Source organism: Janibacter melonis (genome assembly GCF_003721155.3).
Taxonomy (GTDB): domain Bacteria; phylum Actinomycetota; class Actinomycetes; order Actinomycetales; family Dermatophilaceae; genus Marihabitans; species Marihabitans melonis.
The window spans coordinates 1232890-1247482 of the sequence record NZ_CP044548.2 but is presented as its reverse complement, the minus strand read 5'-3'; the positions used below and the strand labels follow the sequence as shown (position 1 = coordinate 1247482).

The window sequence follows — 14593 nt, the reverse complement described above, 5'->3', positions numbered from 1 at the left end:
AAACGTGGCTAAGGTCCGTGTCCACGAGCTCGCCAAGGAGCTCGGCGTGTCCAGCAAAGATCTGCTGGCGCATCTGAAGGAGATGGGCGAGTTCGTGAAGTCCGCGAGCTCGACCATCGAGGCCCCGGTCGTGCGCCGGGTCCAGGAGAACCCCCCGGCCGCCCCGGCCGGCAAGAAGTCCGCCGCCAAGGAGTCCGCACCCGCCGCGAAGCCCGCGTCCGGTGCTGCCCCCTCGCCCGGCCCCCGTCCGGGTCCGAAGGCCCCGGCGGCCCCTGCCCCCGCAGCTCCCGCCCCGGCGGCCCCCACGCCGGCCGAGGCCCCTGCTGCCCCGAAGCCCGCCGAGGCGGCACCCGCCGCCCCGGCTCCGGCCCCTGCCCCGAGCCCGGCCCCCGCGCCGAGCCCGGCGCCCCAGGCCGCCCCTGCGGAGAAGCCGAGCGCCACGCCCGGCCCGCGCCCGGCCCCCAGCCAGCCCGAGGCCCCGGCACGTCCCGCCGCCGGCGGTCCGACCCCGGGTCCGCGCCCCAGCCGTCCCGAGGCGCCTGCCGCCCGTGACCGTGGCGGTCGCCCCGGCGCCGCTCCGCGCTCGGGCAGCACCCGTGGTGGCGGTGCGCCGCGCCCCGGCAACAACCCCTTCGCCTCCTCGCAGGGCATGGGGACCCGTCGTGACGGCGGTGGCGGCTCCGGCGGCCCCCGTCCCGGCAACAACCCCTTCGCCCCCGCCCAGGGCATGCCTCGTCCGGGTCAGCGTCCCCCGCGCCCCGGTGGCGCGGCGGGTGCCGGCGCCGGTGCGGCCGGCCCGCGTCCGGGCGGTCCCCGTCCGGGTGCCCCGACGCCCGGCATGATGCCGGCGAGCAGCTCGGTCGCGCGTCCCGGTGAGCGCCCCCGCGGCGGTCCCGGTGCCCGTGGTGGCGCCGCCGGTCGTGGCCCGGGTGGCCCCGGTCGTCCCGGTGGCGGTGGTCCCGGCGGCTACCGCGGTGGTCCCGGCGGTCGTGGCGGCACCCAGGGTGCCTTCGGTCGCGGTGGCGGTCGCAACAAGCAGCGCAAGAGCCGTCGTGCGAAGCGCCAGGAGTTCGAGCAGATGCAGGCGCCGTCGATCGGCGGCGTCATCGTCCCCCGGGGCGACGGCACGACGGTCGTCCGCGTGCGTCAGGGTGCGTCCCTGACCGACTTCGCCGACAAGATCAACGCCAACCCGGCGTCGCTCGTCACGGTGCTCTTCAACCTCGGCGAGATGGCCACGGCCACGCAGTCGCTGGACCAGGAGACCTTCGAGCTGGTCGGCGCCGAGCTCGGCTACGACATCCAGATCGTCTCGCCGGAGGAGGAGGAGCGCGAGCTCTTCGACTCCTTCAACATCGACCTGGAGACGGGCATCGCCGACGAGGAGGACGAGGACCTCTCGCCGCGTCCGCCGGTCGTCACCGTCATGGGTCACGTCGACCACGGCAAGACGCGCCTCCTGGACGCGATCCGCAACGCGGACGTCCAGGGCGGCGAGGCCGGTGGCATCACGCAGCACATCGGTGCGTACCAGATCCACCGCGAGCACGAGGGCGTCGACCGTGCGCTGACCTTCATCGACACCCCCGGTCACGAGGCCTTCACGGCCATGCGTGCCCGTGGTGCGAAGGTCACCGACATCGCGATCCTCGTCGTGGCCGCCGACGACGGCGTCATGCCGCAGACCATCGAGGCGCTCAACCACGCCCAGGCCGCGGACGTGCCGATCGTCGTCGCCGTCAACAAGATCGACGTCGAGGGCGCCGACCCGATGAAGGTGCGCGGTCAGCTGACCGAGTACAACCTCATCGCCGAGGAGTACGGCGGCGACACGATGTTCGTCGACGTCTCCGCCCGTCAGGGGCAGAACATCGACAGCCTCCTCGAGGCCGTCCTGCTCACCGCCGACGCGGCGCTCGACATGCGGGCCAACTCCGACCGTGACGCCCGTGGTGTCGCGATCGAGGCCAACCTCGACAAGGGCCGCGGCGCGACCGCCACCGTCCTCGTCCAGGCCGGCACCCTGCACGTCGGTGACGCGATCGTCGCCGGCAGCGCCTACGGACGCGTCCGTGCGCTGCTCGACGAGCACGGCAACACCCTCGACGAGGCGGGCCCGTCCCGTCCGGTCCAGGTGCTCGGCCTGTCGAGCGTCCCCCGCGCCGGCGACACCTTCGTCGTCGCGCCGGACGACCGCACCGCGCGCCAGATCGCCGAGAAGCGCGAGGCCGCGGACCGTCAGGCCTCGCTGGCCAAGGCGCGCAAGCGGATCAGCCTCGAGGACCTCGACAAGGTCATCGCCGCCGGCAAGATCGACACGCTCAACCTCATCCTCAAGGGCGACGTGTCCGGCTCGGTCGAGGCGCTCGAGGACGCGCTGCTGCAGATCGACGTCGGCGACGACGTGGACCTGCGGATCATCGACCGCGGCGTCGGCGCGATCACGCTGAACAACATCAACCTCGCGATGGCGTCCGACGCGATCATCATCGGCTTCAACGTGCGGGCCGAGGGCCAGAACGCCGAGGTCGCCGAGCGCGAGGGCGTCGAGATCCGGTACTACTCGGTCATCTACAACGCGATCGAGGAGATCGAGCAGGCTCTCAAGGGCATGCTCAAGCCGGAGTACGAGGAGGTCGAGCTCGGCACCGCCGAGATCCGCGAGATCTTCCGCTCGAGCAAGTTCGGCAACATCGCCGGCTCCATCGTGCGCAGCGGCGAGATCAAGCGCGGCACGAAGGCGCGCATCACGCGCCAGGGTGTCGTCGTGGCGGAGAACGTCGAGATCGCCGGTCTGCGGCGCTTCAAGGACGATGTCACCGAGGTCCGCGAGGGCTTCGAGTGCGGCATCAACCTCGGGTCGTACAACGACCTGCAGCTCGATGACCTCATCGCCACCTACGAGATGCGCGAGAAGCCGCGCGCCTGACACGCCCGGATCATCACGACGAAGGGGTGACCCTCCCACGCGGGGAGGGTCACCCCTTCGTCGTGCCCGGGCCGGCTCAGCCGTCGAGGACCCGTTCGCCGAGGGCCTCACCCGGGTGCACCCCCGGCAGGACCGCGACGAGCGTCGAGCCGGTAGTGACCGTCCAGATGTTCAGCAGGTCGGCCTCGGCGAGGCGGCGCTGGACGGGCACGTACTGGCGGTGGGCGTCGGCGCAGTAGGCCGCGAAGAGCAGGCCGTGGGCCGAGCGCGCGGTCTGCGCGCGGGTGAGCGTGCCGACGTCGTCGGCCCCGGGCAGCTCGAAGGAGTACGGCCGGCGCAGGAAGCGCTCCCACGGCTCGCGCGGCATCGCTCGGGCCATGTGCGACGACGGGTCGATGACGGTGAGGCCGTCGGCGTCCGTCGCGTGCAGGTCCGGGGGAGTGCGCTCCCCGCCGCCGGTGAGCGGGGCGCCGTCGCCGAGGCGGCGGCCGATCGCCGCCTCCTTCGCGTGCCCGTCGAGCTGCTCCCAGGTGTCGAGGTTCATCGCGACCCGGCGCAAGACGAGCGTGCTCGCGTGCTCCCACGCCCCGCTGCTCGCGTCGCGCCACAGCAGGTCGTCGTCGAGCCCGTCGACGGCCGGCTGCACGGTGCCGTCGACCTGGCCGAAGGCGTTGCGCTGCGTGGCCCACGACGGCTCGGGCGACGGGCCGCGGTGCCCGGCCTGGGTCCACCGCGAGGTCGTCGTCGAGCCGGCCGCCCGCACGAGAGCCCGCTGGACGCGGGCCGTGGCCTCGAGCGAGCTCGACCCGATCTGGAGCACCACGTCGCCCCCGCTCCAGCGGTCCTGCAGCGCGTCGGTCGCGAAGGAGGGGAGGTCCCGCAGCCACGGCGGCGCGAGGTCGAGCCGCCCGAGCCGGGCGAAGGCGCTCCGCCCGAGGCCCACGGTCACGCTGAGGTGAGCGGGGTCGAGGGTCAGCTCCGGGGTGTGGTCGGCCAGCGGCGGCACGCCCTGCGTGATCCGGGCGAGGTCCTGCGTCCACATCCGCAGCACACGGCGCAGGTCGGCGAGGTCGCTGCCACGGGCGAGGTCGAGGGCGACCCACCGGGTGTGGGTCTGCGGGGGCGTCGTCACCCCGGCCTGGCGGTCGCCGTAGAAGGCGACGGTGCGCGGTCCGGGTGACGTCTGCTCGGCCGCGGCTGCGACCGGCCGCGCCGGGCCGGCGGCCGTGAGCACGGCCGCCGAGCCGGCGAGAGCGGCGCCGACGCCGGACCCGAGCAGGGTCCGACGACGCAGCCCGTGGCCCCCGGAGGAGCCGGGGGTCATCGGCTCGAGCTCGACGTCGCCGAGGTCTCGCCGTGCCCGTCGTGCGACATGCCGGGCATGTCGGGCGCGTACTCCTCCTCGGCGCCGGAGAACTCCCGGCCGGCGAAGGTGAGGTCGACCTCCTGGCCGTCCGCCGTCGTCACGGTGACGACGTAGTCCTCGCCGGCGACGACGTCGCTCGAGAGGTCCATGAGCATGAGGTGGGCGCCCCCGGGGGTGAGCTCGAGCTCACCCCCGGCGGGGACGGTGTGCCCGTCCTTCGCCTCCTCCATGACCATGGCGCCGTTCTCGTCCTTGCTCATGACGTGGGCCTCGACCATCCCGGCGAGGTCGGAGCGACCGCCGGTGATGACGACGTCCTCGTCACCGGTGTTCGTCAGCGTGCCGAAGGCGGCGGTCATGTCCTGCGAGGCGTCGACGGCCTTGACCCAGCCGTCGGTGACGGTGAGCGCCGGGGTGGACGTCGAGGCGGCCGAGGAGGACGAGGCCGTCGTGGTCGAGGTCGTCTTGCCCGACCCGCAGGCGGCGAGGGTGGTGACGGCGGCGAGGCCGACGAGCGCGCGCAGGGCGCGGCGGTGAGTGGTGCGCATGGGTGTCTTCTCCTGTGAGCGATGGGGCCCGCGGCGTGCGGGCAGGGCCGGGCGCACGGGGTGCGTCCGGTGGTGCGCCGGGAGGCGCGAAGGGGGATCAGCTCACAGGGAGAGGTGGGGCCCGGCTCGGGTGCCACCGGGTCAGGCTGCGCGCTCGCGGCGCGACGACCGCGACGAGCACCGCCGGTGCTCCTGGCACCGACCAGCGGGGGAGCGCCGGCGGGCGCAGCCGGCGCACGACGGCGAAGAGGGCCTGCTCGCCGCGCGACCACAGGGCAGCGAGGGCGAGCGTGACGACGAGGTGCAGCCCGAGCATGGTCAGCCCGCCGCCGTCGGTCGAGCCGGCGGGCAGCGGCCCGAGGTGCACGACCTCGTGGCCGCCGTGCGACGACGCGTGCGAGGAGGTGGTGCCCCCCAGGGCGCCGAGCAGGTGGATCGCACCCTGGCCCGCGCCGAGCACCACGGTCGCGACGGCGGGGGAGACCCGCCGTGCGCTGAGCCGCGCCACCGGCACGGTGAGCACGAGGAGCAGGACGAGCAGCGCGACCGGGTGGGGCGTGGTCCCGCCAGCGTGCCAGTGGGCGAGGAGCCCGGCACCCACAGCGCTCGTCGTGAGGGCCAGGCTGCGCACGGCCCTCACGACGGGGAGCCGTCCGGTGGTCATGGCCCCCAGGCTAGGTGGTCCGGCTGCGGGGGGGACGCGCCGCCCGCGCTCTTCGCCGATCCGGGCCAGGTGGGCCCCTAGACTCCGGGCAGCACGACCGACCGTGTCCGTCAACACCTCTCAGGGGATCCTCGTGACCACGCCTCCTCCTCCGCCCGGCAGCGGCGGCAACCAGCCCTACGACCCGACCGGCTCGTCGCCGTACCCCTCGGGCTCGGGCTCGACGCCCGGCTCGGGCTCGACGCCCAGCTCCGGCTCCACGCCCGGCTCCGGATCCACCCCGCCCCCGTCCGGCCCCTCCGGCTCGTCCTACCCGAGCGCCCCGGGCGCCTCCTACGGCAGCTCCGGTCCCGGCGCCCCGCAGGGCAACCCCTACGGCAGCGCGCCGAACCAGTACGGCGCCCCGAAGTCCGGCAGCGACTCGACGAAGATCCTCGCCCTCGTCTCGATGGGCTTCGGCATCGTCGGTGTCGTCCTGTGCTGCTGCTGGGCCCTGCCGATCTTCCCGATCGTCGCACTCGTCACGGGCTTCATCGCCCGTAACCAGACCAAGGCCCACCCGCGCCCGGACCTCAAGACCTTCATCACCGTCGGTCTGGCCACCGGTGCCCTCGGCCTGGTCATCGCGGTCCTCTACTGGATCCTCGTCGCCGCCGGGGTCATCGACCTCAACGCCACGTACAACTACTGAGCGGCTGCCGCCACCTGCGGCTGCTCGTCGACGCGCCCCGTCCGCTCCCGCGGGCGGGGCGCGTCGTCACCTGAGACGGGGGAGCACATGACGACACCACCGCCGCCACCGCCCGGGCCGGGACAGCCCGGCGGGGTCCCGGGCGACGGCCGACCGGCGCGCCCGGACGTGCCGTACCCGGAGGTGCCTCCCCGTGCGGCCCACCCACCGGTCCCGTACGGGGCGCAGCACGTGCCCGGCACCCCCTACGCCCAGGCCGGCGGCGCGCAGAGCCCGGGCACCCCGGCCCCGCAGATCCTCGGCATCGTCTCGATCGTCTTCGGCATCGTCGGCATCCCCGCGTCCTGCTGCTGCTGGTTCATCGGCTGGATCTTCCCCGTCGCGGCGCTCGTCGCCGCCGTCGTCGGCCTCACCCAGGCACGCGGGGCCGAGGACTCGCGCCACCGCCCGCTCCTCGTCGCGGGGGCCGTGCTCGGCGGCACCGGGCTGCTCCTCGTGGCGGCCGCCTTCGTCGCCGGCCTGCTCGGCACCATCCCGGGCCTCTACGACGTCCCGGGCGACTACTGACCGGTGCCCGTGCGGGACGCGCGATCGCATACCGTGTCCTCGTCCTGTCCCGACTCACGGAGGTGCCCTCATGGCTGACCCGGCCCGCGCCCGCAAGATCGCCGACCGCATCAAGGAGGTCATCGCCGGCAACCTCGAGTCGATCGTCAAGGACCCCGACCTCGGCTTCGTGACGATCACCGACGTCCGTGTCACCGGCGACCTCCAGCACGCCTCGGTCTTCTACACCGTCTTCGGCGACGACGCCCAGCGCGAGCGCAGCGGACGTGTCCTCGAGGCCAACCAGGGCAAGCTGCGCTCCTTCGTCGGCCGCCAGCTGGGCATCCGGCTCACCCCGACCCTCGAGCTCATCCCCGACGCGCTGCCCGAGACCGCGTCGCACCTCGACGACGTGCTGCGCCAGACCCGCGAGCGCGACGAGCAGCTCGCGCAGAGCGCGACCGGCGCGCAGTACGCGGGCGAGCCCGACCCGTACAAGAAGCCCCGCGAGGACGCGGACCAGAGCGAAGGGTGAGCCGCCCCGCCTCGCGCCCGCGTCGCCCCTTCGCCGGCGACGGTCTCGTCGTCCTCGACAAGCCGGCGGGCTGGACCAGCCATGACGTCGTCGCCCGCTGCCGCGGGCTGTACGGCACCCGCAAGGTCGGACACGCCGGCACGCTCGACCCCATGGCCACCGGCGTGCTCGTCATCGGCGTCGGGCGCGGGACGAAGCTGCTGACCTTCCTCGTCGGGTGCGACAAGGAGTACACGGCGACGATCCGGCTCGGGCAGCGCACGGTCACCGACGACGCCGAGGGCGAGGTCACCGCGAGCGTCGACGCCGCCGCGGTGACCGACGACGCGGTCGCGCAGGGGGTCGCGGCCCTCACCGGCGACATCGAGCAGGTGCCGAGCTCCGTGAGCGCGATCAAGGTCGACGGCGAGCGGTCCTACGCCCGGGTGCGCTCCGGCGAGCAGGTCGACCTGCCGGCTCGCCCGGTGACGGTCTCCGAGCTCGTCGTCCTCGACCGCCGTGCTGCGACCGCCGACGACGGCACCGCCGTCGTCGACCTCGACGTGCGCGCCGTCGTCTCCTCGGGCACCTACATCCGTGCGCTGGCCCGCGACCTCGGCGAGGCGCTCGGGGTCGGGGGCCACCTCACCGCCCTCACCCGCACCCGCGTCGGCGGCTACCACCTCGACGACGCGGAGGACCTCGCCGAGCTCACCGCGCGTGCCGAGGACCTCGAGGCGAGCATGCCCCTCGTCCCGCTCGCCGACGCGGCGGCCGCCTCGCTCGCCGTGCGGCGGCTCGACGAGGCCCAGGCCCGGGCCCTCGGGTACGGCCAGCGGATCGACTCGGAGCAGCCCGGGCGCACCGAGCCGGTCGCGGCCATCGGGCCCGACGGCACCCTCGTCGCGGTGCTCGACGAGTCCGGCGCGAGGGTGCGGGCGCACGTCGTCCTCGCCCCGGCCGGCAGCTGAGGGCGGGCGGGCGCGGCGTGCTGCCCCTCGACTTCGTAGAGTGTGCTGCTGTGCAGCGATGGACCACTCCCGAGGCCACCCCGGACGCCCTGCGTCCGTGCGTGGCGACCTTCGGCAACTTCGACGGCGTCCACCGCGGCCACCGCGCGATCCTCGACCGGCTCCTCGCGGAGGGTCGTGAGCGCGGTCTGCCGACCGTCACGGTGACCTTCGACCCCCACCCCGTCGAGGTCCTGCACCCCGAGCGGGCGCCCGAGCTCATCGCCCCCGGGGCGCTGCGCGACGAGCTGCTCGGCGAGCTGGGCGTCGACGGCGTCCTCGTCGTGCCCTTCACCTGGGAGTACGCCCAGACCACCGCCGAGGACTTCGTCGTCTCCACCTTCGTCGAGGGTCTCGGGGCCACCTGCCTCGTCGTCGGCGCGGACACGAAGGGGTACGGCCGGGGCTACACCGGCGACGTCGACCTGCTGCGCACCCTGGGCGAGCAGCACGGCTTCGAGGTCGTCGTCATCGACGACGTCGGCGACGGCGAGCGCTGGAGCTCCTCCGCGGTGCGCCGGCTCCTCGCCGAGGGCGACGTCGCGGCCGCCGGCGAGATCCTCGGCCGCCCGCACCGGGTCGTCGGCGAGGTCGTCCACGGCGAGCACCGGGGGCGCGAGCTGGGCTACCCGACGGCGAACATGAGCCAGGACAGCCTGGGCATCCTGCCCGCCGACGGCGTCTACGCCGGCTGGCTCGTGCGGCGTGGGCTGCCCGAGGGGCATCCCGACCGGCGCCTGCCCGCCGCCGTCTCGGTCGGCACCAACCCCACCTTCGACGGGGTCCGACGTGTCCTCGAGTCCTACGTCCTCGACCGCACCGACCTCGACCTCTACGGCGAGCAGGTCGGCGTCGAGCTCGTCGAGCGGATCCGTCCGACGCTGCGCTTCTCCTCCGTCGACGAGCTGCTCGACGCGATGAGCACCGACGTCGAGCGCACCCGCGCCGTCCTCGGCGTCACCGCGCCCTGATCGTCGCGGCCGCGTGATGAGCCCGACCGCGACCGCCCGGCGCCCGGGCGGGCGGGTGCGCGAGCTGCTCCTGCGCGGCGACGTCGTCCTCGTCGTCACCGCGCTCGTGCTCAGCCTCGTCGGCGCCCTGCTCGTCGGCTCGGCGACCCGCGCCGACGCGGGCTCCACCGTCTTCGTCAAGCACCTCGTCAACCTCGCCGTCGGGCTCGTCATGGCCGGCGCCCTCCTGCGGCTCGACCGGCACACCCTGCGCGCGCTGGCCCCGGTGCTCTACCTGCTGAGCGTCGCCGCGCTCGTCGTCGTCCTCGGGCCGCTCGGCTCGACGGTCAACGGCTCGCGGTCCTGGGTCGAGCTGCCGGTGGGGCTGTCCGTCCAGCCCTCCGAGCTGGCGAAGGTGGCGCTGTGCGTCGCCCTGCCGATGGTCCTCGCCGACGCCGCCGAGCGCGGCCGGGCGCCGACGACGCGCGACGTCCTCGTCTCCGGTGCCGTCGTCGGCGTGCCGGTCCTGCTCGTCCTCGCCCAGCCCGACCTCGGCTCCGCCCTCGTCCTGCTCGCGCTGTCCGTCGGGGTGCTCGTCGCCTCGGGGGCGAGGTGGCCCTGGCTCGCCGGTCTCGCGCTCGTCGCCGGCGGGGCCGTGCTCGCGGCCTTCACCACGCCGGTGCTCAGCGGCTACCAGCGCGACCGCCTCACGACCTTCCTCGACCCGAGCGCGGACCCGCTCGGCATCGGCTACCAGACCCAGCAGGTGCGCGAGGCGATCGGCTCGGGCGGGCTGCTCGGGTCGGGCCTGGGGGCGGGCGAGCTCACGCAGTCGGGCCGGATCCCCTTCCAGGAGACCGACTTCGTCTTCTCCGTCGCGGGGGAGGAGCTCGGCTTCCTCGGCGGGGCGGTGATCATCGCCCTCTACGGCCTGCTCGTCGCGCGGATCGGGCTCGCCGCCGCGCGGGCCGACCACTTCGGGCGGCTCGTGTGCGTCGGCGTCGCGACGTGGTTCGGCGTGCAGGTCGTCGAGAACGTCGGGATGAACCTCGGGGTGATGCCGGTCACCGGGCTGCCGCTGCCCTTCCTCAGCTACGGGGGCAGCTCGATGTTCGCCTGCTGGCTCGCGGTCGCGCTCGTCGTGTCGGCCGCCCCGCGCGAGCGCTGAGCCCGGATCCGGCTGTCCTGGAGGCGGATCGGGTCACTCCGCGGCAACTTTCGGGCGCGAACCCGTGACAGCGGCGCCTCCAGATGCGAAGGTCGTGCACCACAGACCCCCGTCGACGGCGCCGGGGGCCGACTGCTATCGAGGAGCCCCCCGTTGAGCGCGACCCACGTCAACCTGCCCAGTGACGAGACCTACGACGCCGCTGTGCTGGCGAACCCGGCCCCGAGCGTGGGCCACCTGCTGCGCGAGCGGATCGCCGCCACCCCCGACCGCGCCGCCTACAGCTACCCCGAGGGCGTCGCCTGGGGCGAGATGACGTGGGCCCAGCTCGGCGACCGCGTGTGGCGCCTCGCCGCCGGTCTCGTCGACCTCGGGGTCGAGGCCGAGGAGCGGGTCGCGATCGCGTGCAGCACCCGCATCGAGTGGGTGCTCGGCGACCTCGCGATCATGGCCGCCGGTGCGGCGACGACGACGATCTACCCGACGACCATCGCCGACGACGTCGCGTACATCCTCGACAACTCCGGCTCCGTCGTCGTCATCGCCGAGGACGCCGAGCAGGTGGCCAAGCTGCGCGAGGTCCGCGAGGTCATCCCCGACGTGCGCACGGTCGTCGTCGTCGACCCCGAGGGCGTCGAGCGCGACGACTGGGTCGTGACCCTCGACGAGCTCGAGGAGCGCGGGCAGGCCGTGCTCGAGGCCACCCCCGGCGTCGTCGACGAGCGCATCGAGGGCACCGGCCCGGACTCGCTCGCGACGATCATCTACACCTCCGGCACGACCGGCCGTCCGAAGGGCGTGCGCCTGCTGCACTCGGCGTGGACCTACCAGGGTGCGGCGACGACCGCGACGGGGATGATGACGCAGGACGACGTGCAGTACCTGTGGCTGCCGCTCGCCCACGTCTTCGGCAAGCAGCTGCTCATGCTCACGCTTGCCACCGGCATGTCGACCGCCGTCGACGGGCGGATCGACAAGATCGTCGACAACCTCGCGGTCGTCCGGCCGACCTTCATGGCTGCCGCCCCGCGCATCTTCGAGAAGGTCTACGCCCGGGTGAGCCTGGGCATGGAGGCCGAAGGGGGAGCCAAGCTCAAGCTCTTCCGCTGGGCCTCCGACCTCGGCCGGGCCCGGGCCGACGCCGAGCAGGAGGGGCGCTCGCTCAGCCCGGTGCAGAAGGCCCAGCTGGCCGTGGCCGACAAGCTCGTCCTGTCGAAGGTGCGGGACCGCTTCGGCGGGCGCATCCGCTTCTTCATCTCCGGCTCGGCGGCGCTCAACACCGACATCGCGCAGTGGTTCAACGGCGCCGGCCTGACCATCCTCGAGGGCTACGGCATGACGGAGACGAGCTCTGCGGCCACGGTCAACCGCCCGTACGCCCAGCGCACCGGCACCGTCGGCTGGCCGCTCATCGGCACCGAGGTGCGCATCGCCGAGGACGGCGAGGTGCTCATGCGCGGCCCGGGCGTCATGCAGGGCTACCACGACAACCCCGAGGCGACCGCCGAGACGCTCGACGCCGACGGCTGGCTGCACAGCGGTGACATCGGCGAGATCGACGAGCGGGGCTTCGTGCGGATCACTGACCGCAAGAAGGACCTCTTCAAGACGAGCAACGGCAAGTACGTCGCCCCCTCGCAGGTCGAGTCGACCTTCAAGGGCCTGTGCCCCTACGTCGGTCAGCTGCTCGTGCACGGCGAGGGGCGTCACTTCGTCACCGCGCTGGTCACGCTCGACGAGGAGGCGATCAAGCCGTGGGCGCAGGCCAACGGCCTCGGCGACGCGTCGTACGAGGAGATCGTCTCCTCGGCCCAGGCCCGCGACATGGTCCAGGGGTACGTCGACGAGCTGAACTCTGGTCTCAACAAGTGGGAGCGGATCGGCAAGTTCACCATCCTCGGCCGCGACCTCTCCGTCGAGGAGGGCGAGCTCACCCCGAGCCTGAAGCTGCGCCGCCGCGTCGTCGCCGACAAGTTCAAGGGCGACATCGACGGCATGTACGCCGGCTGACGCCCGCCCTCGCTGGTTCGAAGAAGGATCGTCACCTCGAGGTGACGATCCTTCTTCGACTCACGGGGCGGGAGGCACGGCGGCAGCCTCCCCGCTCCCCGCCGCGCGAAGGGGGGCCGACACCCCTTCGTCGGCGGCCGTTTGGGCTGGTGGCGGGCGGGACCTACCCTGGAACCCATGTCTGGACAGTCTCGTTTCGCCGACCTCGAGCCGCTGCTCGAGCGGGTCAGCAAGCCCATCCAGTACGTCGGGGGCGAGCTGAACTCCACGGTCAAGGACTGGGACTGCGGCGGACGCGGCCCCGGTGGCGAGGACCTCACGACCCGGTGGTGCCTCATGTACCCCGACGCCTACGAGGTGGGCGTGCCCAACCAGGGCGTCATGATCCTCTACGAGGTGCTCAACGAGCGCGACGACGCCCTCGCCGAGCGCACCTACGCGGTGTGGCCGGACATGGAGGCCCTCATGCGCGAGCACGAGGTGCCCCAGCTGAGCGTCGACGGCCACCGCGCGGTGCGCGACTTCGACGTCTTCGGGCTGTCCTTCTCGACCGAGCTGGGCTACACGAACATGCTCACCGCGCTCGACCTCGCGGGCATCCCGCTGCACGCGGCCGACCGCACCGACGACGACCCGATCGTCCTCATCGGCGGTCACGCGTCCTTCAACCCCGAGCCCGTGGCTGACTTCATCGACGCCGCCATCGTCGGCGACGGCGAGGAGGCGGTGCTCGCGGCCACCGACATCATCGGGGCGTGGAAGGCCCAGGGCTCGCCCGGCGGCCGGATGGAGCTGCTGCGCCGTCTCGCCGAGACCGGTGGCGTGTACGTGCCGGCCTTCTACGACGTGTCCTACCTGCCCGACGGGCGCATCCAGCGCGTCGCGCCGGCCGAGAGCGGCATCCCGTGGCGGGTCGCCAAGCACACGGTCATGGACCTCGACGAGTGGCCCTACCCGAAGAAGCCGCTCGTCCCGCTCGCCGAGTCCGTCCACGAGCGGATGTCGGTCGAGATCTTCCGCGGCTGCACCCGCGGCTGCCGCTTCTGCCAGGCCGGGATGATCACCCGCCCGGTCCGCGAGCGCTCCATCACCGGCATCGGCGAGATGGTCGAGGCGGGCCTGCAGGCCACCGGCTTCGAGGAGGTGGGCCTGCTCTCGCTGAGCTCGGCCGACCACTCCGAGATCGCCGAGGTGACCAAGGGCCTGGCCGACCGCTACGAGGGCACGAACACCGGCCTGTCGCTGCCGTCGACCCGCGTCGACGCCTTCAACATCGACCTCGCCAACGAGCTGACCCGCAACGGTCGTCGCTCCGGGCTCACCTTCGCGCCCGAAGGGGGATCCGAGCGGATCCGCAAGGTCATCAACAAGATGGTCACCGAGGACGACCTCATCAAGACCGTCTCCGCCGCCTACGGCGCGGGCTGGCGCCAGGTGAAGCTGTACTTCATGTGCGGCCTGCCGACGGAGACCGACGAGGACGTCCTGCAGATCGCTGAGGTCGCCAAGCGCGTCATCGAGACCGGTCGTCAGGTCGCCGGGCACAACGACATCCGCTGCACCGTCTCCATCGGCGGCTTCGTGCCCAAGCCGCACACCCCCTTCCAGTGGGCCAGCCAGCTCTCCGCCGAGGAGACCGACGCCCGCCTGGCCAAGCTGCGTGAGGCGATCCGCTCGGACAAGCGCTACGGGCGCTCCATCGGCTTCCGCTACCACGACGGCAAGCCCGGCATCGTCGAAGGCCTGCTGAGCCGCGGCGACCGCCGCATCGGCCGGGTCATCGAGGAGGTGTGGCGCGACGGCGGTCGTTTCGACGGCTGGAGCGAGCACTTCTCCTACGAGCGGTGGATGGCAGGCGCCGAGCGCGGCCTGGCCGGCACGGGCGTCGACGTCGACTGGTACACCACCCGCGAGCGCGGCGAGAGCGAGGTCCTGCCCTGGGACCACATCGACTCCGGGCTCGACAAGGAGTGGCTGTGGCAGGACTGGCTCGACGCGGTCGACGAGACCGAGGTCGAGGACTGCCGCTGGACCCCGTGCTTCGACTGCGGCGTGTGCCCGCAGATGGGCACCGACATCGAGGTCGGCCCGACCGGCAAGACCCTCCTGCCGCTCACCGTCCTCGGCTCGGGCAAGGAGTCGATGGTCCGCGGGGCGTGACCACGCTGCGGGACCGGCTGGGGCCGGCCCCGCGGTC

Annotated in this window: 12 protein-coding genes; 9 read left to right on the top strand and 3 right to left on the bottom strand. The window is 73.4% G+C overall.

What is annotated here, in order from left to right:
- Window positions 1-4: 4 nt before the first annotated feature.
- A complete protein-coding gene (infB, locus tag EEW87_RS05880; protein WP_163562385.1) occupies window positions 5-2929 on the top strand; it encodes a translation initiation factor IF-2 in 2925 nt (974 codons plus the stop codon).
- A 76-nt stretch (window positions 2930-3005) separates the two neighbouring features.
- Here infB and EEW87_RS05875 read toward each other — a convergent pair whose 3' ends face one another.
- The 3 genes from EEW87_RS05875 to EEW87_RS05865 all read right to left on the bottom strand — a co-directional run bounded on the left by EEW87_RS05875 (window position 3006) and on the right by EEW87_RS05865 (window position 5507).
- A complete protein-coding gene (locus EEW87_RS05875) occupies window positions 3006-4253 on the bottom strand; it encodes a Dyp-type peroxidase (RefSeq protein ID WP_123092807.1) in 1248 nt (415 codons plus the stop codon).
- On the bottom strand, window positions 4250-4843 hold the full coding sequence (locus tag EEW87_RS05870; RefSeq protein ID WP_123092808.1) for a copper chaperone PCu(A)C: 594 nt from the start codon (window positions 4841-4843) through the stop codon (window positions 4250-4252). Before EEW87_RS05870 ends, EEW87_RS05875 begins: the two co-directional genes overlap by 4 nt.
- Window positions 4844-4940: 97 nt before the next feature.
- Window positions 4941-5507 carry a hypothetical protein gene (locus EEW87_RS05865; RefSeq protein ID WP_123092809.1) on the bottom strand — a complete coding sequence of 189 codons (567 nt, stop codon included), beginning with the start codon at window positions 5505-5507 and terminating at the stop codon, window positions 4941-4943.
- 133 nt (window positions 5508-5640) lie between these two features.
- Between EEW87_RS05865 and EEW87_RS05860 the strand changes: the two genes are divergently transcribed.
- From EEW87_RS05860 to EEW87_RS05825, 8 genes are all read left to right on the top strand, one after another.
- On the top strand, window positions 5641-6198 hold the full coding sequence (locus EEW87_RS05860) for a DUF4190 domain-containing protein (protein ID WP_148041602.1): 558 nt from the start codon (window positions 5641-5643) through the stop codon (window positions 6196-6198).
- A gap of 231 nt (window positions 6199-6429) precedes the next feature.
- Window positions 6430-6765, top strand: a complete 336-nt coding sequence (locus EEW87_RS05855) for a hypothetical protein (protein WP_123092811.1) — start codon at window positions 6430-6432, stop codon at window positions 6763-6765.
- A 70-nt stretch (window positions 6766-6835) separates the two neighbouring features.
- Window positions 6836-7279, top strand: a complete 444-nt coding sequence (gene rbfA, locus EEW87_RS05850; RefSeq protein WP_068274885.1) for a 30S ribosome-binding factor RbfA — start codon at window positions 6836-6838, stop codon at window positions 7277-7279.
- Window positions 7276-8229 (top strand): tRNA pseudouridine(55) synthase TruB, encoded by a 954-nt coding sequence (gene truB / locus EEW87_RS05845; protein WP_123092812.1) that lies wholly within the window; start codon window positions 7276-7278, stop codon window positions 8227-8229. The genes rbfA and truB overlap by 4 nt, the downstream gene beginning before the upstream one ends.
- Window positions 8230-8279: 50 nt before the next feature.
- A complete protein-coding gene (locus tag EEW87_RS05840; protein ID WP_123092813.1) occupies window positions 8280-9239 on the top strand; it encodes a bifunctional riboflavin kinase/FAD synthetase in 960 nt (319 codons plus the stop codon).
- Between the two features lie 16 nt (window positions 9240-9255).
- On the top strand, window positions 9256-10386 hold the full coding sequence (locus EEW87_RS05835) for an FtsW/RodA/SpoVE family cell cycle protein (protein ID WP_123092814.1): 1131 nt from the start codon (window positions 9256-9258) through the stop codon (window positions 10384-10386).
- 153 nt (window positions 10387-10539) lie between these two features.
- Complete coding sequence (locus EEW87_RS05830; protein WP_205473783.1) at window positions 10540-12396, top strand: AMP-dependent synthetase/ligase; 1857 nt, start codon at window positions 10540-10542, stop codon at window positions 12394-12396.
- Between the two features lie 177 nt (window positions 12397-12573).
- Complete coding sequence (locus EEW87_RS05825) at window positions 12574-14556, top strand: TIGR03960 family B12-binding radical SAM protein (protein WP_123092815.1); 1983 nt, start codon at window positions 12574-12576, stop codon at window positions 14554-14556.
- Window positions 14557-14593 lie beyond the last annotated feature (37 nt).